The sequence below is a fragment of the Chryseobacterium fluminis genome, assembly GCF_026314945.1.
Lineage (GTDB): Bacteria > Bacteroidota > Bacteroidia > Flavobacteriales > Weeksellaceae > Chryseobacterium > Chryseobacterium fluminis.
On sequence record NZ_CP111121.1, the window covers coordinates 4,333,009 to 4,355,821 of the forward strand.

Annotated in this window: 17 protein-coding genes and 5 tRNA genes; 12 read left to right on the forward strand and 10 right to left on the reverse strand. The window is 39.2% G+C overall.

What is annotated here, in order from left to right; genetic code table 11:
• The first annotated feature begins 755 nt into the window (after positions 1–755).
• From ODZ84_RS19825 to ODZ84_RS19835, 3 genes are read left to right on the forward strand one after another with little or no spacing between them, the layout of a single operon-like run.
• The gene (locus tag ODZ84_RS19825; protein WP_266174135.1) at positions 756–3,731 is read left to right on the forward strand and encodes a SusC/RagA family TonB-linked outer membrane protein; all 2,976 of its coding nucleotides are present in this window, start codon (positions 756–758) and stop codon (positions 3,729–3,731) included.
• 11 nt (positions 3,732–3,742) lie between these two features.
• Complete coding sequence (locus ODZ84_RS19830; protein WP_266174137.1) at positions 3,743–5,194, forward strand: SusD/RagB family nutrient-binding outer membrane lipoprotein; 1,452 nt, start codon at positions 3,743–3,745, stop codon at positions 5,192–5,194.
• Positions 5,195–5,214: 20 nt separating this feature from the next.
• Positions 5,215–6,798: a calcineurin-like phosphoesterase family protein gene (locus ODZ84_RS19835; RefSeq protein ID WP_266174138.1), complete on the forward strand. Its 1,584-nt coding sequence runs from the start codon at positions 5,215–5,217 to the stop codon at positions 6,796–6,798.
• Positions 6,799–6,942: 144 nt separating this feature from the next.
• Here the strand turns inward: ODZ84_RS19835 and ODZ84_RS19840 are convergent, their stop codons facing one another.
• From ODZ84_RS19840 to ODZ84_RS19850, 3 genes are all read right to left on the reverse strand, one after another.
• Entirely contained in the window at positions 6,943–7,788 is an 846-nt protein-coding gene (locus ODZ84_RS19840) for an SH3 domain-containing protein (RefSeq protein WP_266174139.1), read from the reverse strand.
• Between the two features lie 20 nt (positions 7,789–7,808).
• The gene (gene prmA / locus ODZ84_RS19845; RefSeq protein WP_266174140.1) at positions 7,809–8,636 is read right to left on the reverse strand and encodes a 50S ribosomal protein L11 methyltransferase; all 828 of its coding nucleotides are present in this window, start codon (positions 8,634–8,636) and stop codon (positions 7,809–7,811) included.
• A gap of 266 nt (positions 8,637–8,902) precedes the next feature.
• Positions 8,903–9,616 (reverse strand): 3-ketoacyl-ACP reductase, encoded by a 714-nt coding sequence (locus tag ODZ84_RS19850; RefSeq protein ID WP_266174141.1) that lies wholly within the window; start codon positions 9,614–9,616, stop codon positions 8,903–8,905.
• Positions 9,617–9,929: 313 nt separating this feature from the next.
• Between ODZ84_RS19850 and ODZ84_RS19855 the strand changes: the two genes are divergently transcribed.
• From ODZ84_RS19855 to ODZ84_RS19865, 3 genes are all read left to right on the forward strand, one after another.
• Entirely contained in the window at positions 9,930–10,685 is a 756-nt protein-coding gene (locus ODZ84_RS19855) for an SDR family oxidoreductase (RefSeq protein ID WP_266177414.1), read from the forward strand.
• Between the two features lie 358 nt (positions 10,686–11,043).
• Positions 11,044–11,721 (forward strand): potassium channel family protein, encoded by a 678-nt coding sequence (locus ODZ84_RS19860; RefSeq protein WP_266174142.1) that lies wholly within the window; start codon positions 11,044–11,046, stop codon positions 11,719–11,721.
• 269 nt (positions 11,722–11,990) lie between these two features.
• Positions 11,991–12,731 (forward strand): hypothetical protein, encoded by a 741-nt coding sequence (locus ODZ84_RS19865; RefSeq protein WP_266174143.1) that lies wholly within the window; start codon positions 11,991–11,993, stop codon positions 12,729–12,731.
• Positions 12,732–12,981: 250 nt separating this feature from the next.
• On the opposite strand, the gene ODZ84_RS19870 is transcribed toward ODZ84_RS19865, so the two are convergent.
• The 3 genes from ODZ84_RS19870 to ODZ84_RS19880 form a co-directional block, all read right to left on the reverse strand.
• Positions 12,982–13,055: transfer RNA gene (locus ODZ84_RS19870), tRNA-Arg, on the reverse strand.
• Positions 13,056–13,070: 15 nt separating this feature from the next.
• A tRNA-Pro gene (locus ODZ84_RS19875) sits at positions 13,071–13,145 on the reverse strand.
• A gap of 418 nt (positions 13,146–13,563) precedes the next feature.
• Positions 13,564–14,418 carry an IS5 family transposase gene (locus tag ODZ84_RS19880; protein ID WP_266173844.1) on the reverse strand — a complete coding sequence of 285 codons (855 nt, stop codon included), beginning with the start codon at positions 14,416–14,418 and terminating at the stop codon, positions 13,564–13,566.
• A gap of 77 nt (positions 14,419–14,495) precedes the next feature.
• On the opposite strand from ODZ84_RS19880, the gene ODZ84_RS19885 reads away from it, so the two are divergent.
• Positions 14,496–15,317, forward strand: coding sequence for a GLPGLI family protein (locus ODZ84_RS19885; protein ID WP_266174144.1), 822 nt, complete (start codon positions 14,496–14,498; stop codon positions 15,315–15,317).
• 286 nt (positions 15,318–15,603) lie between these two features.
• Here the strand turns inward: ODZ84_RS19885 and ODZ84_RS19890 are convergent.
• The 3 genes from ODZ84_RS19890 to ODZ84_RS19900 form a co-directional block, all read right to left on the reverse strand.
• Positions 15,604–15,677, reverse strand: a tRNA-Arg gene (locus ODZ84_RS19890).
• A 46-nt stretch (positions 15,678–15,723) separates the two neighbouring features.
• A tRNA-Pro gene (locus ODZ84_RS19895) sits at positions 15,724–15,798 on the reverse strand.
• 16 nt (positions 15,799–15,814) lie between these two features.
• Positions 15,815–15,899, reverse strand: a tRNA-Ser gene (locus ODZ84_RS19900).
• Between the two features lie 136 nt (positions 15,900–16,035).
• Between ODZ84_RS19900 and ODZ84_RS19905 the strand changes: the two genes are divergently transcribed.
• The 5 genes from ODZ84_RS19905 (at position 16,036) to ODZ84_RS19925 (ending at position 21,342) form a co-directional block, all read left to right on the forward strand.
• Positions 16,036–17,061: an N-acetylmuramoyl-L-alanine amidase gene (locus ODZ84_RS19905; protein ID WP_266174145.1), complete on the forward strand. Its 1,026-nt coding sequence runs from the start codon at positions 16,036–16,038 to the stop codon at positions 17,059–17,061.
• A 73-nt stretch (positions 17,062–17,134) separates the two neighbouring features.
• Entirely contained in the window at positions 17,135–18,535 is a 1,401-nt protein-coding gene (aspA, locus tag ODZ84_RS19910) for an aspartate ammonia-lyase (RefSeq protein WP_266174146.1), read from the forward strand.
• Positions 18,536–18,541: 6 nt separating this feature from the next.
• Positions 18,542–19,336, forward strand: a complete 795-nt coding sequence (locus ODZ84_RS19915) for a class I SAM-dependent methyltransferase (protein ID WP_266174147.1) — start codon at positions 18,542–18,544, stop codon at positions 19,334–19,336.
• 1 nt (position 19,337) lies between these two features.
• The gene (locus ODZ84_RS19920; protein ID WP_266174148.1) at positions 19,338–20,192 is read left to right on the forward strand and encodes a glycosyltransferase family 2 protein; all 855 of its coding nucleotides are present in this window, start codon (positions 19,338–19,340) and stop codon (positions 20,190–20,192) included.
• A gap of 82 nt (positions 20,193–20,274) precedes the next feature.
• On the forward strand, positions 20,275–21,342 hold the full coding sequence (locus ODZ84_RS19925) for a hypothetical protein (protein WP_266174149.1): 1,068 nt from the start codon (positions 20,275–20,277) through the stop codon (positions 21,340–21,342).
• On the opposite strand, the gene ODZ84_RS19930 is transcribed toward ODZ84_RS19925, so the two are convergent.
• Complete coding sequence (locus ODZ84_RS19930; RefSeq protein ID WP_266174150.1) at positions 21,335–22,813, reverse strand: lipopolysaccharide biosynthesis protein; 1,479 nt, start codon at positions 22,811–22,813, stop codon at positions 21,335–21,337. The genes ODZ84_RS19925 and ODZ84_RS19930 overlap by 8 nt on opposite strands.

The following is a 22,813-nucleotide window of genomic DNA, read 5'->3' on the forward strand; positions in this document are numbered from 1 at the left end:
TTAGGTCTTTATATATTATTTAACCTGTCTCATTGGAGGCAGGTTTTTATTTGAGTTAACCGGAGCAATATCGGTTTTATGCAGGGAGAAGATGAATAGGTTCCCAATTATCACATACCGACTTATTTTGAGCAAAGAAACTTCCCGTCAGTTCGATTTTTCGCAGCAAAACGAAGAAAAATGGTATCGAGAACCGGTGAGCGACAAACAGCTAGTATTACTCCACTCAAAACTTCTCGATACGGTTTTTCAAACCTACCCGAAGTGACGAATGTAAAATAATACCCTATAAATTCACTCCGTCGGTTCGAGTGATTTTTCGCAGCAAAACGAAGAAAAATGGTATCGAGAACCGGTGAGCGACAAACAGCTAGTATTACTCCACTCACAACTTCTCGATACGGTTTTTCAAACCTACTCGAAATGACGAAAGTGAAATTGCAAAACCCACTCCGTCAGTTCGAGTGATTTTTCGGAGCAAAGCGTAGAAAAATTGTATCGAGAACCGGTGAGCGACAAACAACTATTATTACTCCATTCAAAACTTTTCAGCGAAAGACAATAAAGGTACACAAATATGATATGCTGTCCATATTAAAAAGTGTTCATTATTTTAAACGGTTACTAATCAAACGAGTGTGTATATTCGTTAAAATTAAATTAATACGGCGTTTAATATTTCTTTAATAAATGTTAAAATAGTATTAAACCATCAGTCATAATGTCGTTTTAATTTTGCGCAAACAAAAAAGGATATGCGTAAAGAGACACAGAAACTGTTGATCTTGTCACTTATGGGATTGGTCAGTGTTAATCTGACAGCCCAGGAAAAAGCTAAAAGAGATACAATAAAATCCATTGATGAGGTCGTCGTGACTGCTTTGGGTATCAAAAGGCAGGATAGGTCTTTAGGGTATGTTGCCGAAACTATTAAATCCGATGAATTACTGAAAACCCAAAACAATAACTGGTCGCAGGCATTGGAAGGTAAGGTGGCAGGTCTGAAAATTCAGACTGCGGGAGCCGGGCCTCTGGGCAGTTCGGTTATTAAATTGAGGGGAGACATTTCTATGAATGCCGATCAGAACAATGCCCTTATTGTGGTAGACGGCGTTCCGATGAACAATAATACGACCGGAACCGGTTTTTCCGCTTACGGTGCAGGATCAAAAGCAGATTTGCCCATCGATTACGGAAATGGGATCAACACCATTAATCCTGATGATATTGAATCCATTACGGTTTTAAAAGGATCTACCGCTTCAGCACTGTACGGTTCCAGAGGAGCAGGCGGGGCGATTATGATCACCACAAAATCCGGAAAAACCAAAAAAGGAAAGGTACAGGTTACCTTAAACTCCTATTCCAGTTACGATACCGTTCTGAAATGGCCGGATTATCAGTACCAGTATGGTCAGGGAACCATGCAGAAAGATACTTCCGGAAATTATTTCTATTCTTATCAGGCTTCAGCAGATGGAGTAAATACAGGAAGTACAAGCAGCGCTTTCGGACCGAAATTCGAAGGACAGTATTATTTCCAGTATGATCCTGCAACGGAAGGGCAGAGTGCAACAAGACAGTTGTGGCGTCCTTACAAAGACAATATCAAAGGGTTCTGGGAGACCGGAACGACTTTCTCCAACAATATTGCCCTGGAGGCTTCCAATGAGAGTACCTCGTTCAGATCATCTTTAACATATCTGAAAAACGAATGGATGATGCCGAATACAGGCTTCGACAGATTTAATGCTGCTTTTTCAGTAGACCATAAAATCAATGAGAAACTGAAAGTAGGAATTAAATTCAATTATAATAAAACGAAAAGTGACAATTTACCGGCTACGGGTTACAGCAACCAGTCGATCTCTTACTTCATGATCTTCCAGAATCCGAATGTTGATTTAGCCTGGTACGCACCGATCTGGAAAGCCGGAAAAGAGCAGGTGGATCAGATCCACCCGTTCAGTTCGTTTATCGACAATCCTTATCTGATTGCCTACGAAATGCTGAACGGTGTTGATAAGAACTTCATCACCGGAAATGTAAACCTTAATTATAAAATCACCAAAAATCTGGATGTCATGGTAAGATCAGGAATGGAGTTAACCAATGAACTCCGTACCCAGAAAAGACCCTGGAGCTCTGCGAACTACCTTCAGGGGATGTACCGGGAGCAATACATCAGATTAATGGATCTGAATAACGATGTTTTATTCACTTACAGAAATAAATTCAGTGATTTTGATTTCAGTGCGTCAGTAGGGGGTAATATCCGTTATACAGAATATACCATGAATGATTATCTGGCGGAAGGGCTTTTAAAGCCGGGAGTATATACGATGCCCAACGGGATCTCCACGATCATGAAATTTGCAAAACCTAATGATAAGCAGGTGAACAGTACCTACGCTTTAGCTACTTTAGGCTATAAAAATAAATTTTTCTTAGACCTTACGGCAAGAAATGACTGGAGCAGTACCCTTCCCAAAGCCAACCGTTCGTATTTCTATCCATCGGTAGCAACATCATTTATCCTTTCAGATATTTTCAAACTGACAACGGATAAGTTTAATTACTGGAAACTGAGGGCATCCTGGTCGAAAGTCGGAAACGATACCGATCCGTATCAACTGATCAAATACTATAACAACAGCGATTTCAACGGATCTATAGAAATACCTTCGATGTATCCCAATCCGAACCTGAGACCCAATATGATCACGAATATAGAAGCAGGGATGGATTTCAGTATTCTTAAAAACAGGATTAACTACACCATTACCGCCTATCAGAACAATTCCAAAGATCAGATCGTGAAAATTCCGACCTTATGGGAAACGGGTTACAGCACCCGCGTGATTAATGCCGGAGAGGTAAGAAACAGAGGTATTGAAATGACATTGAATACCTACCCTGTTAAAAATAAAAATTTCTCATGGAGCGTCAATGCCAACTGGTCGCTGAACAGAAATAAAATACTTTCGCTTCCGGAAGAGTTCAACGGTGAGCCTTACACAATGGCCAGCGTGGGAGGAGTAGTGTATTATAATGCATTCGTAGGAGGCTCACTGGGCGATATGTACGGATACGGACTGATGTATTCTCCTGACGGACAGGTGATCTTTAATGCGACAGACGGGCTTACGGCAAAGCCTACCCAGATGAAAAAAATAGGAAATGCCTATCCGGAATGGAGAGCAGGTCTTCAGAATGAGTTCAGGTATAAAAACATTACAGTGAGTTTCTCATTCGACGGCCAGTATAAAGGAATGGCGTATTCGCAGTCTCATCATAAAATGACGGAGCAGGGGAAACTGGGGCATACTTTAATCGGAAGAGACAACCCGGGCGGCCTGATCATCGGCGAAGGAGTCGTTCAGAATCCCGACGGTTCTTTTTCTCCCAATACCAAAGGAGTACTCGCATCCGCTTATTATTCCGATTATTACAGAAGAGCCAATGTAGAGACCAATACATTCGATACCTCTTTCATTAAATTAAGAGATGCCCGGATTTCATATTCTTTCCCGAGAAGTGTTACCGAACAGCTTAAAGTGACAGACCTGACACTGGCTTTATTCGGAAGAAACCTCTGGATGTGGACGAAATTCCCGTTATTCGATCCCGAAGCAGCCACCCTGAATGATAACCAGATTACACCGGGAGTGGAAATGGGACAGCTGCCGACAGCACGAACGGTAGGTATTCAGCTTAATGTAAAATTCTAAAATGTAAAATCATGAAAAAATTACTTTTAAATATCGTATTAATCGCAGGAATTGGATTAGTTTCAGTTTCTTGCGACAGAAGCCTGGATGAGGTGAATGTTGACGAAAGCAGAATCAGTGAACCTGTGGCTTCAAAATTATTAGTACCGGCTCAGTATAATATTTCTGCCATCAATTATATGAGAGCCAATGATTTCACATTCGATATTATGCAGGTTTCCCTGGATTTTCCAAATGAAGGAAATTCATTGAGCCGGTATTATCTAACCGAAAACACAGGTGCCGGTTTCTGGAATAACAGCTATAAATGGATCATGCAGATCCAGGACATGAAGAGAGCTGCGATACGGGATAATGATGCGAATTATCAGGCTATTGCGTTAGTTTTAAATGCTTTGATGTATTCGAATCTTACCGATACGTACGGTGATGTACCATTTAATGAAGCGTCAAGATTGGATGAAGGAATTTCCCAGCCGAAATTTGACAGGCAGAAGAATATTTATCTTCAGCTGCTTGATGATCTGAAAACAGCCAACTCACTCTTCGTCACAACAAAACTTCTTACCGGGCCGGATCTGTTTTATAAAGCAGAAAGTGATGTTAATGGAATTACCAATTGGAAAAAATTCTGTAATTCTCTGTCGTTAAGACTTCTGACAAGAATTTTAAAGAAAAACGGGGAAGTCAATGTTCATGAAAGAATTCAGGAGATTATCAATAATCCAACTCTATATCCTGTTTTTCAGAATAATAACGATACGGCAAAACTAAACGTAACCGGCGTGGCACCGCTTCTCCCACCGATCGCAAGACCACAGGATTTCACAACCGGAAGAGCGGCTTCAGCATTTTTTGTTGAAACCCTGAAAGCCAATAATGATCCGAGAATGGCCCTGTTTTTCGGTCAGGCAAAAAGTATTCCCGGTAATGCCAACATTGGTTATAAAGGCGTTCCTTCAGGCTATGCTTACGGGACCACTTTTGATTATCAGCCTTCCAATATGAATCAGAATCTGGCAAAAGCCCCTCTGAACATTTTAATTTACCCTTATGCTGAGCTGCAGTTTACATTGTCCGAGCTGGCTCTTAAAGGAATTATCCCGGGAAGTGCGCAGGCTTTTTATGAAAATGGTGTAAAAGCTACCATAGAGCAATGGGGTGCTGTAATGCCTGCGAATTATTTTACTAATGCCAATGTTGCCTACAACGGAACCTTGGAAAGAATTATGCTGCAGAAGTATGTAGCCCTGTTCTTTGTGGATCAGCAGCAGTGGTTTGAAAAAAGAAGGACAGGTTTTCCCGTGCTTCCTAATAACGGAGGGCTGTTGAACAACGGAAATATGCCCCAGAGACTCATGTATCCCCCTAATCCTAAAGTTTTAAATACAACGAATTACCAGGCAGCAGTTCAGCAGATGGGAGGAGATGATATCAACATCAAGACCTGGTGGAATCAATAATAAATTAAAATAGAAATAAAATGAATATAAAATTTGTAGTACCGTGTCTGCTGGTTTCAGCAATGGCATTTTCTCAGGCTTCCGTTTCAGGATATGTGTTTGAGGATATCAACAAAAATCAGAAAAAAGAGAGCAGGGAAAAAGGAATCGAAGGAGTGGCTGTTTCCAATGGAGTACAGGTGATCCTTACCGACAAGAACGGAAGGTACAGCCTGCCGGTTCAGGAAGGACAGACGGTTTTTGTCATTAAACCTTCAGGCTACATGACGCCGGTAAACCAGAATAACCTTCCGCAGTATTATTATCAGTACAAACCAAAGGGCTCACCGGCTGATTTTAAATATAAAGGAACGGCACCTACCGGAGCACTTCCGAAAGAGATTAATTTTGCTTTAAACAAACAGAACGAAGCCAGGAATTTTGATATTCTGGTGTTCGGAGATCCCCAGCCTTACACCGAAAAACAATTGGATTATTTTAAAAGAGCCATTGTCAGTGAGGTGAAAAATACCAAAAAAAATGCGGTTTTGGGAATCAGCCTGGGAGATCTGGTCGGGGACAATTTAAGCCTGCAGAAGCCTTATGCTGATGTGATGAAGGAGATCGGACTGCCCTGGTATAATGTCATGGGTAACCACGACATGAATTATGATGCAAAAGAAGATATGCTTTCAGACGAAACTTTCGAATCCAATTTCGGGCCTGCCAACTACTCCTTTAATTATGGAAACGTTCATTTCATTGTATTGGATGATATCCTTTATCCGGATCCCAGAGATGGCAAAGGATATTGGGGCGGCTTCCGTGAAGATCAGCTAAAATTTGTCGAGAATGATCTGAAATGGGTGGATAAAAACAAACTGATTGTTGTGTCTTTCCACATTCCGCTGGAGCATACCAATGAAGATAATTTCAGAAACTCAGACCGTCAGAAATTATTTGATTACCTGGCTCCTTTTCAGAATGCCCTGATGTTATCAGCACATACGCACATTCAGCAACAGCTTTTCTACGGAAAAACGGCAGGTTGGAACGGGTCAAAAGACCTGCATGAATATAATGTCGGAACGACCTGTGGTGACTGGTGGTCCGGAACATCTGATGAAGCGGGATTGCCTACTTCTACCATGAGAGACGGTACCGCGAAAGGGTATTCGTTCATCAGTTTTAGGGATAATCAATATAAAATTAAATATAAAACTGCCGGCAAACCGGAAGATTACCAGATCAGCTTATATGTTCCGAAAGCTGTTCCGCATCCCGGAAAAACGTCTGCCAAAATTATGGCTAACTTTTTCATGGGTAGTAAGAAAGATAAGGTGGAATACAGAATAGACGGGGCAAAGTGGGAAGAAATGCAGTATGACGAAACAGTAGATCCGGCCTTTGCCATGTCTGTATTTAAATGGGATTCTACACAAAATCTATTTCCGGGAAGAAGACCTTCAAATCCGGAAATGTCAAAACATATCTGGACCGGAGATTTCTCCAAAAAACTCTCTCTGGGAAAACACAAAGTTGAGGTGAGAGCCACAGATATGTATGGCCATCAGTTTTCAGCGTCAGAAGAATTTGACGTTCAGGAACCTGTCCTTATTCCTTAGTTTTTCATTTTTTACTATACTTTCAATAGAAACCGGCCTCATGTGAGGTCGGTTTTGTTTTGATGCAGTGGTATGTACATCAGTAATCATAAAAGAGGCGGCCTCACTTTTGAGGCCGCCTCTTCTACGACTATTTTTAAAAACCTACTTCAATTGATAGGTATTTCCGTTCCATAGATAGGTTTTTGAACCTTTTTTCTTCTTTTCCCGATCATGATCGTCTCTTTCCATTTCCTCCATTTTTAAAATAAAGGCATTCGGAATCCCGCCTTTATCATTAGGGAAAATAAATTCTTCAGAATGATAGTATACATCAGCATCGCCGACATCCATCAGCTGTGGCAGGGCAATTAACTTCCTGTCCTTGAATAGGACATACTGGTCATAACCCGGAATTCCGCAGGCTTCCCCTGAAACCCCGGCCTTTAAAGTGAATTCGACATTCTGTAGTTGATGATTGCTTTCAATGGCGAACGTTGCGTAACTTAAGCTTTCGCCGGATCCTGTCTCAAAAGCAACCTCATCAACGAGTGTATTTCCTTCAATGACTTTAATGGCTGCCATATTTTGCCGGATGATGCTTTCCGGATACTGCTTGTCTTTTTTATTGATCGTCTTTGTAAGACCAAACAGGAAGTCATAGCCATTTTTATTTCTGTACCCGACACAGAGATTTCCACCCCAAATATAACCCTCGGAAGTTTTATCATCTTTCCGGTATGATACGCTGTACCAGTTTGCCCCTCTTTCGCCAAGTTTTAAAATCGCGGTATCCTGTTTAATAATCAGAACCTGCTGATTGGTCGGCAGCGAGTCCAGGATCGGAGCGTCAACTTTTGGTGAAAGCCGTACCCTGGTGTGTTGTGTAAAAATTTTCTGGGGCTTATTTTCTTCGAAATTAAAAATTCCGTTGCCATACACCATATCTTCTTCCTGTGCGGAGAAAACCTGAATGACAAATAAAAGCAAAGCCGTTACCAAAGATTTCATATTAATATTTTGCAGTGTTTTTATCTTTCAAGTAATAAGCTTACCCATTCTTCCCGCTGAAGTTTCTTTTTGAGTTCAAGTCTGTTTTCTTTGCAGACTTCCAGGATATCGTCTACATCAAAGAAACATAAACCTGAAAGCAACAATTTACCCCCTTCATTCAAAACAGAAACATAGGTAGGAATATCGGACATCAGAATATTTCTGTTGATGTTGGCCAGAATAATATCGTATTTTTCTTTTCCTAAATTCTCGGCGGTTCCCTGCTCTATATCCAGTTCAACGCTGTTTCTTTCAGCATTTTCCTTTGAGTTTTCTACCGACCATTCATCAATATCGATGGCTTTTGTATTGCCGGCTCCCTGCTGTTTTGCATAAATCGCCAGTACGGAAGTTCCGCATCCCATATCCAGAACTTTCTTCCCGTTAAAATCAATATCCATCATCTGCTGAATCATCAGGTGTGTCGTCGGGTGATGTCCCGTTCCAAAAGACATTTTAGGCTGAATGACGATCTCATGCATTCCCGGCACAGAATCATGAAATTCTGCGCGGATTAATACTTTGTCATCAATATTGATCGGTTCGAAATTTTTTTCCCATTCCTCATTCCAGTTGATATTAGGCATTTCCTTAAACGTATATTCTATTTTCACTTCCTGATTCCGGAAAAGCGGAAGTGATTGTAATGCTTCTTCATTAAACAAATCTTTCTGAATATATCCTAAAATGCCCTCCAGCTCTTCCGTAAAGCTATCGAAACCTATTTCAATAAGTTCTGCCATTAATATATCACCCCACGGCTGAAGAGGAGAAATTTTGAAATCGAATTCTAAATAATTTTGCATGTGAATAATTTGTTGCAAAAATAAAACTTGTTTTTTGATTTACCGGAATATTGTTCCTTTGTTTTTAGGGTTTGGGAATTATGCATTTTTGTATAAAAAAGGATCTCCCGTCTTATTGTATTATTCAACATCGCCGTTAATAATTTAATGACTTCGGTCGTTCATCGTTTCGTTTTGCTTTTTGATACTAAATCTGTACATCACTGAAAGGATACAGAAATAGCGGACCGGGGCCCGCTATCATAAGTTTTTTGAACACTAAAATACTATGGATTCGTAGAAAAGATTGAACCGTTCGCGATCAGTGCTCTTCGGTTCATCTTCAGGATATCCCTTACCCATTCTGCAAAATCTTCAGGCTGAAGAACCTTATCAGGATTCCCATCGGTCAAACCTCCCTGAATAGACATATCAGAAGCAATCGTACTTGGTGTTAATGTAATCACACGGATATTCTGTTTTCTCCATTCTGCCATCATAGATTGAGACAGAGAAACGACAGCTGCCTTGGAAGCGGCATAGGCCGACATGTTTGGCCCGCCTTTCAGACCGGCTGTTGAAGCCACATTTACAATATCGCCTTCTCCTTTTGCTTTCATAAAAGGATGTACTGCTTTCGCCGCATAATATACTCCGAAAAGATTGGTTTTAATCACCTGTTCCCAGGTTTCAGAAGGCATTTCTTCAATGCTTCCGAAATCACCGATTCCTGCATTATTAATTAAAATGTCAATACCGCCCAGCTGTTCTGCCAACTGGTCAATCCCAGCTTTTACCTGGATCTCATTATCAACCGTGAAAACCGCGTACGCCGCATTAACACCGGTGTTTCGAATTTCTTCTACGGTCATTTTAAGATTTTCTTCATTTCTTCCCGTGATCCCAATATTTACTCCTTCATTGGCCAGTGCCAGAGCCACCGCTTTACCAAGTCCCCGTCCACCACCGGTGACGATGGCATTCTTTCCGTTTATGTTCATATTGATAGAATTTTTTATTTTAAACAAATTTACGAAAGCAATATTTGTTGGGCCATGAATCATAGAAATGTTTTCATAAATAATCCCATTCTGAATACAATTTTTTTTAACGACAGAAAAATATTTAAAAGCTTTTACTGCACAAGATACCTTGAAACAGATTGTAAAACAGGCTGTTTGAGTAATTGAATGCGGTCATTTTAAGTAAAATTGCTGATGTCATAGAATTTAGTAGGTCTATAATTTTCATTTAAAAAAACTAATGGAATGTTTCATCAGTTTTTGTAGATTTGACCCCAATAAAAAACAAATGATGTCAAAAAATGATCTAAAAGGAAAGGTCGTCCTCATTGCTGGCGGCGGTAAAAACCTTGGAGGCCTTCTCAGCAAGCGTTTTGCAGCTCAGGGCGCAAAATTAGCCATTCATTACAACAGCGAAAGCTCACGGGTTGAAAGCGAGAATACCCTATCAGAAATTCTGGCACTGGGAGCGGAAGCATTCCTGTTTCAGGCAGATCTTACAAAAGTAGAAAACGTATCGCGATTCTTTGATGAAGCACTTGCAAAATTCGGACACATTGATATTGCTGTTAACACCGTCGGTATGGTGCTGAAAAAGTCATTTACTGAAACTACGGAAGAGGAATATGACAAGATGTTCGGAATCAATTCTAAATCAGCGTATTTCTTTTTGCAGGAAGCCGGAAAAAAACTGAGCGACAATGGCAGGGTATGTACGATTGTCACTTCATTACTGGCGGCTTATACCGGTTTATATTCCACTTATGCCGGAGCAAAAGCACCTGTCGAGCATTTTACAAGAGCAGCTTCCAAAGAATTCGGCTCCAGAGGAATTTCTGTTACAGCGGTAGCACCCGGCCCTATGGATACACCATTTTTTTACGGCCAGGAGACTTCTGACGCTGTTGCTTATCACCAATCAGCATCAGCATTGGGAGGACTTACGGACATCAAAGATATTGCCCCGTTGGTCGAGTTCCTGGTCACCGACGGATGGTGGATAACCGGACAGACTATTTTTGCCAATGGTGGTTATACCACACGGTAACAGCCTGAGAAAGACAGTTACCATGTAGCTGTCTTTCTTACAGCTTAATTATCCAAACCATAAAGTATCAATGGGTTTCTAAGCTGTTTTGATGGAGTGAAGAATTGCTTTCTTAACAATCTCGATTGATAATCGAAATTTTCGGTCATGTAAAGTCAGCTTCATTTTCCGTTCGAAACCGAATATGAATTGATCAGTGCAGAAACAGGAATAAGATGAAGCAGGTATCACCAGCGGTTTATGTGTAACCATAGACACTTCTGCTTATGAAGTCTAATCAGGATCCAGTAATTTTAAAAGCAGGATACGGCCAGCGACAAAGTTTGTAGCGGATTCAGCGTTTATATGTATCACACCAATGAGTAAAATAGCATCATTTTTTGAGAGTAAGAAGTATGAATTATTGCTTTTTGCCTTACTTCAGCATCTCTATACGGGTATTTTTATCCGTGACCTGGATTTCTATACGCGGGTGGTATGGCCGCTCAATATGTTAATATTAGGATTGGGAAGCATTTTTATATTTAAAGGTAAATACAGTTGGAGGCATAGATTCAGGAATTTACATTTTGTGCTGGTATTGCTGTTGCCTGTCGGTATTCCTTTTTTTAGGGATATACACTGGTACTTCATGTTTCTGAATATCAATTATATTGTATTTTTTGCATTTATGTTTCTGGAACTGTTGCGGTTTTTACTGAAGCCCGGATATATCAACAGTGATATTATTTCAGCTTCTGCCTGTGGCTATTTTTTATTGATTGAAATTTCAGTATTCCTGTTACAGGCCTTTGAATATAATAATTTTGGCGCTTTTAAAGGTATTGATGTAAGCTCCTCGGCGGGTATTTTTACGGATCTGGTTTATTTCTGCTCGATCACCTTTACGAGTATCGGATTCGGAGATATTACTCCCAATACGCATGTTACAAAACTCATCACGGCCTTTATCGGAACTGCGGGTCAGTTTTACACCGTTGTATTGGTGGGAATTCTGATCAGCAAATTTTCGTCCAATACTGATTCCTCACGATGAATGTCGGTCAGCATACCGCAAAAGCTGTTGATTAAGGTTAATACATGGAAAATTATTACACCTGATTGTCAAATAAAGTCTGTTATACCCCAAAACAGAAAGGAACGGGTGTTTTCAAATAGACCGCTTAACGAATTATTGAATAATGATAACGGCAGATAATCATTAAGCTACGCTTAAACAAATAAAAAAAATGGATGATCAGAAGAATATAAAAAAGAAAGATATTCTGCCTGTCAATACGATAATTATATAATAAAAAAACAAAAATGATGAGTATAGAATCAGTAAGAAAATGGTATCCTAAAGCTTTAACGTCCGTTGATACCGTCAACCGGCTCCTGGATACGATTGAAAAGCACCTGGGATTAAAGCCGAATCAGCTGATGCATGCAGACAGCATGTGTTGTGATGATGTTAATGCCATACAATATCCGCCGAGAGCTCACGAAATGCTGGGTCCTTTTCATTTGGGAGGACTGAACGGTTTTCCGTTTGCCGGACTTACAGGAATGGGAGCTTTTGCCCATCATGTTCCTGAAGAAGGGGCGGTCATCATCTTTTATGCTCCACATATCGGCATTACGAAAGAGGGGGAGATCGGGGAGATCAGCAGAATAGGGCAGAGCAGTAATTCTGCCTGTTGCGGCGCAGCAAAAGGAGCACTCGGGAAATTGATGGCAGGAAAAATTATTGAAGGAAATATCACCTCCCTCGATTTTCAGATGAATACGATCGAACAGATCTTCCTTCATCAACAGGAGAGAATTCTGAATGCAGAAAATAAGATTTACGAGGCGACGGAGATCATGTATGAAGCGATAGACGAGCGCATTGAAGTACTGGTACGGGAGACCAGTTATCCATGTAAATACGTGATTCTTGTGGGAGGTATTTTTATTAATGGAGATCAGGATATGGGATCTTTCTGCCAATATAAAAAATTTGAATATATCGATCTTGAGACCAAAAAGAGAAAAAGTTTAATGGACGAATATTTTATGCATTGAGATTCCCTGGTTCTGATGTAGGATAAATGATGGACCGTCTTACAATCACTTAAGATGGTCTTTCCATATCTTTATCGGTCCGCGATCTGAATGTAAAATAATTCGAGGAATCATTTTTTGAAATTTTTCCGATTCATTCCTGAAATGTCTGAAAAATGTCTGAATAAATATAGTATTTTGATCTTCTTTTAACGGACAAAAATTAATTGAAAACAAAAAAAGCCCCTGAAACAGAGGCTTTTAATTAAAGTGAGCGCGAAAGGATTCGAACCTTTGACCGTCTGCTTAGAAGGCAGATGCTCTATCCAGCTGAGCTACGCACCCTAAAGGCTTTTATTGTCGGGGCGGCAGGATTCGAACCTGCGACCTCCTGGTCCCAAACCAGGCGCGATGACCGGACTACGCTACGCCCCGATGGAGGTCATCTTTTAACAAGAATTACCTTGTTTTTTGTGGTTGCAAATATATAAGCTTTTTTTGAATTATAAAAATAAAATACGGAATAATTTTAATTAATATTTCAGGATAATTTTCTGCCGATTTTACATCGCTAATAACCATAAAGTTATGGGGAATTATTTAATTGGTAAGAATGAAATTTTATTCATATTTTGTTTGTTGATGAGGATTTCAGGGATTTTGATTGTTTTAAATTGAAGATAATTACATTGATAACGTTAATTGATGAAAGAGATGGGATATGCAATTTATTGTCTATCTTTCCTATTATTTTGTAATTATTCCAATTATGCGGTAGTTGATAATTTTAATTGGTCTGAAAAATTGGGAAGTGAATAAATTAATTAAATTTATCATAATATATATATTGAACTCATCTCGACTTTTTCATCATCTTTTTACAGGCAATAACAATAAAAGCTAAATAATTAAATCCTATCCAGCTGGTAATGGTGGTATCAAACCTGTTGAGCACCGATCTGAAACTATCCAGCCAGGCATTTGTTCTTTCTATGGCGTATCGCTCTTTGTATAGTTGATGATCAAAATAATGGTCATTATCTGTATTAGAGTTTCTTTTATTATGAGCAATATTGGCTATTATCCCCAATTCTGACGCTCTTAAACGTAGATTCTCCGCATCAAATCCGGCATCAAAATTCACAAAAAGACCATCCAATGAGATACCCGACTCCTGTAAAAAATTGGTCATTTCTGTAAAATGTTTTTCAATATTAAACAAATCGTTATGATTTCCACACACAGGGATCGACATGGCCAGTGGCAAGCCATTTCGATCCGACAAATAAAGGGCATTAGTTGTTTTACGCTTTTTCCTACCCTGATATCCAACGGCTTCACCTCCCCTTAACGCCGGAGTGTGGCTGCCGTCTACATCTGCGCTGGACAAATCGATCATTGATTTATTGTTTTGTAAAATACCACTCCAGCAGGCTCTCCATATTCCGGCTTTACACCATTGACGGTAGTAGCCGAAAACTGTCTTATAATGTAGAACTTCTTTACTGAACAATTGTAAAACAGGTAAAAGATACCATTGAATGCCTGTTTTAAGTTTATATAAAATACAGTTAATAATCTCACAAATAGGTGCTTTTGATTTGAAACCTCTTTTTCCAATTGGAATATAAGGTGCAATTTCTAATTCTATTGTATCTTTGCTTAGTACTTGGTACAAGGGATAGGATTTTTTTTTGTTTAGCGGCACTAATTTCCTAATCCCTTTTTTTATAGCAAACAACTAATCTATTTTTTTTTAATAAGTCAAGATCACTTCATTCAAAGATGATTAGAAATATAAAAAACTATTTGCTTTTATTTGTTATCTTATCATGCAATCTTTTAGGGCAAAAATCAAGCTTTATATATGAGTTAAAATATAAGCCCCATACTGACAGCATAAGACTTGACACCATTACGTATTACCTGGATACAGATAAACACGTATCATTATTTCGTTCTGTAATGTTTCGAAAATCAGATTCATTAGCGGCTAAAAGAGGATACCCTGATGGGTTTGATACAGAATTTAATAATAAGCAACTCTATGTAAAAAAGGATACTAAAGAAAATACTGTTTTAAAGTATGTTTTCATTCCTATAGCATATTCAACCTTTGCCATAAAAATGAATGAAAAGCTTGATTGGAAAATATTACCAGAAAAACAAACAATTGGAAAATATTTTTGTCAAAAGGCGGAAGGATCTTATGGCGGGAGGATCTGGAATGCATGGTTTACCTCCGAAGTTCCAATTTCTGACGGGCCGTATATTTTTAATGGTCTACCTGGATTAATAATAAAGATAACAGATGATAAAGGAGATTATGATTTTGAATTGGTGCAAATCAAAGATTTCGAATGGAAAGAATTATATCCGGCAAAATATAAAAAGTTGATTTCTTGGGAGGATTTCCAAAAAATACAGACGGATTTTTATAACAGTCCTTTATCTACGCTTAAAAAAGGAGATGTTTTAAATGAAGATGCTTCCGGGACTCTTTCCGAAGCAAATCACAGAGACATGATAAAGTCTATCAGAAAAAATATTAGAAGTAAAAATAATCCAATAGAGCTAAATTATAAAGTAGATTTTAAAACTAATTAATACTGGAATTTTTATTTGCATATCCACCTTCCTGTTGTTTAGGTTTTGGTGATACCCCTCTTTTTTGAGATCAATTTTTTTGTGACTTGTAGCAGAAAACCAGTTTTGGAATTTTAGAGATTTCATAAAAGTAAATTTTACTTGATGTCTCGTTGAAAGGGTAGGAGAGTTTAAATTTTATTAAGATAATTTTAGATTCTTTTTACTACTATTTACCAAAATTCCTAACCCTAGTCAGAGCCTTAGCAAAAACAAAAAACCTCACAACAGAGTTGCAAGGTTTATGTGAGCGCGAAAGGATTCGAACCTTTGACCGTCTGCTTAGAAGGCAGATGCTCTATCCAGCTGAGCTACGCACCCATTGGGTTGATTCTCGCTTAGTCAGTTAAAATAAGCGCGTTAAATGTCGGGGCGGCAGGATTCGAACCTGCGACCTCCTGGTCCCAAACCAGGCGCGATGACCGGACTACGCTACGCCCCGAAAAGATATATAAAAGCGGAGGGTAAGGGATTCGAACCCTTGCGACACTTTCGCGTCGACAGTTTAGCAAACTGCTCCATTAACCACTCTGGCAACCCTCCTGTTTATCTCGTTTTTTAATGATCGTTGTTCCGTTATTGCGAGTGCAAATATAGAACAGATTTCTTTATATACCAAATATTTTTCAAGAAAAATTTGTGTATTTTTGAGCTAATAAATGATTAAAAAATTAAACTAATGCGTAAGACATTATATATCATCGGATTAAGTACATTTGTTTTTTCGTGTACTTCACAGAAAAATGTGACGAAAAGTTCATATAAGCCCAAAAACCCAGTGACACAGCCGAAAACTGCTGTAAAGCCCCAAACTCCGGAGAAGCCGAAAGCGCAGATTACCAATGATCGCGGCGTGGAATTTTATACCACCAATATTGCAGATATTACAAAAAATGATAATACGGCCAGTTACGGGTCCATCGTCTCTGCAAAACCTGCAGGATATAAAGTGGTAAAAACCTATTTTCCTGCCATTGCGCAGAATTTCAGACAGCGATATCTCATTCTGCATTATACGGCACTTCCGGATGACAAATCCATTACCGTGCTTACCCAGCAGTCGGTGAGTGCACATTATCTGGTTAATAATACCGGAGATAATGAAATCTATCAGCTGGTAGATGAAAACAAACGTTCTTATCACGCCGGGGTAAGTGCCTGGAGAAATGATAAAAACCTTAACGATACCTCGATCGGAATCGAAATTGTCAATACCGGCTATACGGTTGATGCTGCCGGAAAAAGGATATTTGCAGTTTTTAGTGATGATCAGGTAAAAAAGGTGGCAGCATTAGCAAAAGATATCGTTACCAGATATAATATTCCCCCGACCAATGTTTTGGCACATTCAGATATTGCCCCTACCAGAAAGCAGGATCCCGGACCTACATTTCCTTGGAAAAAACTGTATGATGAATACCAGATCGGGATGTGGTATGATGAAGCTTCAAAACAGAATTTCATAAGTCTCGGGCAGGTTGATTTTACGGCGAAATATAATGAACCTTCATTTGTATACAGCGTGCAGACCGCATTGCAGAAATTCGGGTACGCCCTGGATCTGAGCGGACAATGGGATGATATGACCAAAAAAACCATTGAGGCCTTCCAGTATCATTTCCGCCCTCAGAACTACGACGGAATCATGGATATCGAAACATGGGCAATATTGCAGTCTTTAAATCAGAAATATCCCGTAAAATAAGTAATTTTGAAAACGCATTCGTAAAGGATGCGTTTTTACTGTTCAAAAATAAAACACGTTAAAAAAATCTGTAATGGAAAATTTCAGAAAAGAAAGTGATTTACTCGGTGAACTGGAAGTTCCGGTAAATGCTTATTATGGAGTACAGACTCAAAGAGCCATCAATAATTTTAAAATTTCAGGACAGCTGCTGTCTTCCTATCCTGATTTCATCAAAGGACTGGCTTTTGTAAAAAAAGCTGCGGCCAAAACGAATTACGAGCTGGGATTGCTGGACGAAGATTTATATTTCAACATTGCAGAGACCTGTGATGAGCTTATCCAAGGCCAACTTCACGACCAGTTTCCGATAGATATGATTCAGGGCGGGGCAGGGACCTCAGTGAATATGAATGCCAATGAAGTGATTGCCAACAGGGTACTTGAAAAATTAGGAAAAAAGAAAGGTGAGTACCAGTTCTGCTCTCCAAACGATCATATCAATCTTTCTCAATCCACCAATGATGCTTATCCTACTGCCATCAAGATGGGATTATTGCATATGAACATCGGTTTGGTTGAAAGGCTTAAAAAAATTGTGGAAGCCTTCCGTTCCAAAGGACAGGACTTTCATGATGTGATCAAAATGGGAAGAACCCAGCTTCAGGATGCTGTGCCGATGACGTTGGGACAGGAATTTGAAGCCTTTGCAGCAACACTCGAAGAAGATATCTCTAAATTAAACAGCAATGCCGACCTTTTTGTAGAAGTAAACATGGGAGCTACCGCCATCGGAACAGGCTTAAATGCTCCGGTAGGATATGCTTCATTGTGCGCGAAAAACCTGGCTCAGTTAACTGGTTTTCCGGTTATTTCCGCACCGGATCTGGTTGAGGCGACACCGGATACCGGTTCTTATGTGATCTACTCTTCAGCAATGAAGCGTCTGGCTTTAAAGTTGTCGAAAATATGCAATGACTTGAGATTGCTTTCTTCAGGACCCAGAGCCGGTCTTTTTGAAATCAACCTTCCTCCGATGCAGCCGGGATCATCCATTATGCCCGGAAAAGTAAATCCTGTGATTCCGGAAGTGGTAAACCAGGTATGCTTCAAAGTAATCGGAAATGATTTAACGGTAACCTTTGCCGCTGAAGCCGGACAATTACAGCTAAATGTAATGGAGCCCGTGCTTTCTCACGCCATTATGGAAAATATCAATTTCCTTTGCAACGCTTTGGATACCCTTCGTGAAAAATGCGTAACAGGCATTACGGCTAATAAAGAGGTATGCCTGAACATGGTGAAGCACAGCATCGGAATTGTAACGGCACTGAATCCTTATATTGGCTATAAATATTCTACGGAGATCGCGAAAGAAGCTCTGGAAACAGGAAAAAGTGTCTATAATCTCGTATTGGAAAAAGAAATTCTCTCCCAGGAAAAACTCGATGAGATTCTGGATCCTAAAAACATGTTGAAACCTCATAGCAAATAATATTTCGTGAGTAAAATAAAAAAAACAGTCCGGGCATTACAGAATATAGCGCAGGAGCCAAGTCTGCTAAACCTGGTGCTTAATGACCGGGAAGTAAGAAAAAAAGAATTTCTCAAAAAATATCCTCATTTGGAAACCCTTCCTCAGATCAGCTTTTCTGATCTGAGGGCGGATTTTGAGGAAAATATTGAGATCTGTTTTCTGGACGGAGCTTCTCTTCCCACCGATCTTGCTTTGCTGAAGACTCTGGCAAAAGACAAAAAATCCTATTTTGAAATCGGGACGTGGAGAGGAGAAAGCGTGTGGAACGTAGCAAAAATAATTCATGACTGTACCACACTTAATCTTTCACACCACGAAATTCTTCAATTAGGAATCGACAGGAAATATGCAGATCTTCATGGAATTGTTTCTAAAAAAAATCCTGAGATTCTTCATCTGGAAGGCAATTCAAGGACCTATGATTTTGCCGGCTTAAATAAAAAATATGACCTGATCTTTATCGACGGAGATCATTCCTATGAAATGGTGAAAAACGACACGGAGAAAGTCTTTCAGCACTTGGTGCATGACGATACCGTTGTCGTATGGCATGACTATGCTTTCAACCCGGAGAAAATCCGGTATGAAGTGTTTCAGGGAATTCTGGACGGTCTGCCCGAAGGATATCATGACCAACTGTATCATGTAGCCAATTCAATCTGTGCAGTCTTTATGAAAGGCAATTTTAAAACAAAGAAATTTAAAAATTTAAATGAGCCTGAATTTTTGTTTGAAGTAAATTTGAAAATAAAAAAATAAGGTGCGGTTTTTAATTATCATCCCTGCTCACAACGAAGAACATCATCTTGCCTACCCGCTGGAATCTTTGAAAAATCAAAGTTTTAAAGATTTTAAAGTCGTGGTGGTAAACGATGGCTCTGTGGACAGAACTCCGGAGATCATCAAAGGTTTTACGGAGCAGGATCCGCGTTTCGAGACGCTCAATCTTGAAAAATCATCGCATCAGCCGGGTTCAAAAGTAGTCAGTGCCTTTAACAGCGGTTTGAAAACTCAGGATATCAACGATTTTGAGATCATCTGTAAATTTGATGCAGATATTATTCTGCCTGAAAATTATCTTGAAACAATAGAAAAAGCATTCCGTGAGAATCCGGTGTACGGGTTGGTCGGAGGATTGCTGTACGTAGAAAAAAACGGAGATTGGGTGTATGAAGGGAATTCCAATAAACACCATGTCAGAGGACCGTTGAAGGCCTATCGCAAAGAATGTTTTCTGGCCATGGGCGGACTTCGTGAAACCTTAGGCTGGGATAATATCGATTCTATATTACTGGATGATTTAGGATGGAAAGAAGTGGTTCTGCCGCAACTGCACGTGAAACTGATCAAAGTAAAAGGATCCGATTATACCCTAAAACCCGCTGACTATTACGGAAGATATTTCTATTTTTTAGGATTAAACAGGTTCCTGACCTATATTGCCGCTTCAAAAGAGGCCATGAAAAGCAAATCTCCTGAGTTTTTTGTTCAGATTGTCAGGTTTTATGAAAGCTGCCGATCAGACAAGCCCGAACTGAAACTGTCGAAAGCGGAGCAGAAAATTGTCAACAACAAACGTTGGCAGCAGCTCAAAAAAAAATGGCTTAAAATATAACCTTGTATTACATAAAATACATTATGAAGCTGTGGAACGAAACTTTCTCGCAGATCTGATAACTTAGTCAAAATTCCGTCACTTGAAGAAAATAGCGTACATAGAAATAGATAACCATGCAGAAGTAGCCCTTTCATTTATGGAAATTATGGAAGGTTCGCAGCTGTTTTCAGTAGATTATTATTTCTCAGAAAAAATAAAGAAGCAGGTGGGAAAGGATGCATCTGTTTACATTTCCGATTGTTCGATAATTACAGGTCAATTAAAGGAAAAAAAATATGATCTCGTGATTATCGGCACGGTACATCGTTTTTTCAGTACTTTTCAGCAGATTGTTCAGCAGTATAATACGGCTGTTATTGCTCATAATCTGAATTTTATAAAAATTTCCAAATTCGGGCTTCTGAAAAATATGTTCAGGGAAGATATTATTTACAGACTTAAATTATGCCTGAAAGAAGGCTTGCTTTACGCACCGGAAGTCTATCAGAAAGCCCAACTTTTAGTGCTGGATCAGTCTCTTTTATCCGAAAGGTATCAGTTGCTGCCAATTTTTTACACCAAAAATTTTGAAGAAGAAGAACATCCGGTTTTTACCGTTGTTATTCCCGGCGGAGTTTCTCAGAAAAGAAGGGATTATAAAAAGGTATTCTCAAAAATAAAAGAACTGGAAAATGAGTTTAGAACCGGAAAGGTTTTCAAAAATAAATTAATTGAATTTATATTTTTAGGGAAAATCACAGAAAAGAAAGCGCTGACGGAAATAAATGACCTGGAGAGAACTCTTGAATATGTTAACATCACCTATTTTACAGAAAGAGTCTCTCAGGATGATTTTGAAAGATGGATGACGAAAGCGGATATTCTGTGGTGTCCTATTCAGCGGAATACTCAATTTTTCAGTCAGAAAGAAGTCTATGGGCGCACGAAAATGACGGGTAATATCGGTGACGCCATCAAGTATGGCAAACTGGCGGTTTTTCCGGCAGATTATCCTTCAGAATCAGAGTTCATTATTCCTGAAAAAGAAAATGTAATGGCCCAGTTTGAGGAGCTGAAAAACATACGCTTCGATTTCCGGAATCAATTCAGTAAAGCAATAGTGCAGGCAGAACTGGAAAAGGTTCTATTAAACCTTATTTCTACTTGAATTTAAACATACTTCTTAGGAAATTTATATTTAGATAATCCTCAACCGGGAAAATTTTAGTGAAATAATTTCCGATAAAGATTAGAATCAAAACCACCGCCGGCTTGTAAAAAAGGTTGATAAAATTGTTGTTAAAATTAGGCAAAACGATCGCTACAGTAATAGCAAGCGTACAGATAATAGAAACAAATATCATTTCAATGGTGAGTGGTGACACTTTAAACATGATGTAATTGAAAACAACCTTCACTACATTATAAGTCGTTAAAGAAATCGCGGTAGATAAGGCAATTCCAATAAGTTTCAGGTCGGTATTTTTAATGAAATAAAGATTCAGTCCGATGGTAAGTCCCGCCAGTAAAAGCATCACCAGGATATTAAATTTATAATACCTGGACAGCGAAATAATATTGCCGTTGAATCCTGTCGCCAGGTCCAGTAAGACTGCAGATCCCCAGATCCATACGACCGGTTCATATTCTCTCAGCATCGTTCCGTTCTTAGGCATAAACTGCGTCAGGTAAGGAAATCCTACCATAATACATGAAAACAACACAGCGCCTAAAAAATATAAAGTAAGAGACGTCTTCTTGTGGAATTTATCCAGTCCCTCCATATCGCCGTCCGCGAGATTTTTACTGATAATAGGAGCGGAGACATTGAATAAGCCCAACTGAGGAATTGAGATCAGCGAAATTAAAGCGTACAGAACGGCATAAATCCCATTTTCTTCCATTCCCATGAATTCACCGATCATCAGGCTGTTAATCGCCAGGTAATTTCCAAACGTTCCTAGAAATCCAAAGAAGCTGTAGTTGAAAAATTCTTTCCAGAAGCCGTCTTTCTTGAAATAATCGGTGCTGAAATCCAGTTTTATTTTTTCTAATGTATTGGTATAATAGATATAGCCGAAAAGCATTAAGGCAAACATCCCGAAGAAAAATGCGAAGGCAACACTTTGGGAGAGTGAAAAATAAATAACCAGGCAGAAAGCTCCTAAATTGGCTATTTTCGGGATCAGATTATCGAAAATATTCGAAACCACGATTCTTTTGTAATTCGAAATGTATTTGTTGAAAACCGCACAGAAAGAAAGGATAACCACCAACGGTAAGATGATTTCTTTAGCTTTCCATGCTTCCGAATATTTAAACTTGGGATAGACATAAGGCAGTATGAAGAAGACCACCGTAAAAATTAAAAAATTAATAAAGACCGCAAGAAGCGATAGCGAGAGCATATTTTGCTTTTTGCCGTCTTGATCTACCGCATGGAAGAACTTTACATTGGAATAAGAAATACCCATCACCACAAACGGAACCAAAAATTCCGCACTGGGTAGAATATAGCGTAGTTTACCGTAAAATTCAAAATCATTAGGGAAAATAAATATGGCCGATACGGTACCCAACAAGAAACCGATGTACCCGATAATGGAATATTTGAAGCCCTGTCTCGCTACTACACTCAT

Excerpts from the sequence above, each read along its gene's own strand:
- aspA (WP_266174146.1), top strand. The coding sequence starts at position 17,135 with ATGGAAAATTTCAGAAAAGAAAGTGATTTACTCGGTGAACTGGAAGTT.
- ODZ84_RS19930 (WP_266174150.1), bottom strand. The coding sequence starts at position 22,813 with ATGAGTGTAGTAGCGAGACAGGGCTTCAAATATTCCATTATCGGGTAC.
- ODZ84_RS19855 (WP_266177414.1), top strand. The coding sequence starts at position 9,930 with ATGTCAAAAAATGATCTAAAAGGAAAGGTCGTCCTCATTGCTGGCGGC.
- ODZ84_RS19860 (WP_266174142.1), top strand. The coding sequence starts at position 11,044 with ATGAGTAAAATAGCATCATTTTTTGAGAGTAAGAAGTATGAATTATTG.
- ODZ84_RS19850 (WP_266174141.1), bottom strand. The coding sequence starts at position 9,616 with ATGAACATAAACGGAAAGAATGCCATCGTCACCGGTGGTGGACGGGGA.
- ODZ84_RS19905 (WP_266174145.1), top strand. The coding sequence starts at position 16,036 with ATGCGTAAGACATTATATATCATCGGATTAAGTACATTTGTTTTTTCG.
- ODZ84_RS19825 (WP_266174135.1), top strand. The coding sequence starts at position 756 with ATGCGTAAAGAGACACAGAAACTGTTGATCTTGTCACTTATGGGATTG.
- ODZ84_RS19840 (WP_266174139.1), bottom strand. The coding sequence starts at position 7,788 with ATGAAATCTTTGGTAACGGCTTTGCTTTTATTTGTCATTCAGGTTTTC.
- ODZ84_RS19830 (WP_266174137.1), top strand. The coding sequence starts at position 3,743 with ATGAAAAAATTACTTTTAAATATCGTATTAATCGCAGGAATTGGATTA.
- ODZ84_RS19885 (WP_266174144.1), top strand. The coding sequence starts at position 14,496 with ATGATTAGAAATATAAAAAACTATTTGCTTTTATTTGTTATCTTATCA.
- ODZ84_RS19835 (WP_266174138.1), top strand. The coding sequence starts at position 5,215 with ATGAATATAAAATTTGTAGTACCGTGTCTGCTGGTTTCAGCAATGGCA.
- prmA (WP_266174140.1), bottom strand. The coding sequence starts at position 8,636 with ATGCAAAATTATTTAGAATTCGATTTCAAAATTTCTCCTCTTCAGCCG.
- ODZ84_RS19865 (WP_266174143.1), top strand. The coding sequence starts at position 11,991 with ATGATGAGTATAGAATCAGTAAGAAAATGGTATCCTAAAGCTTTAACG.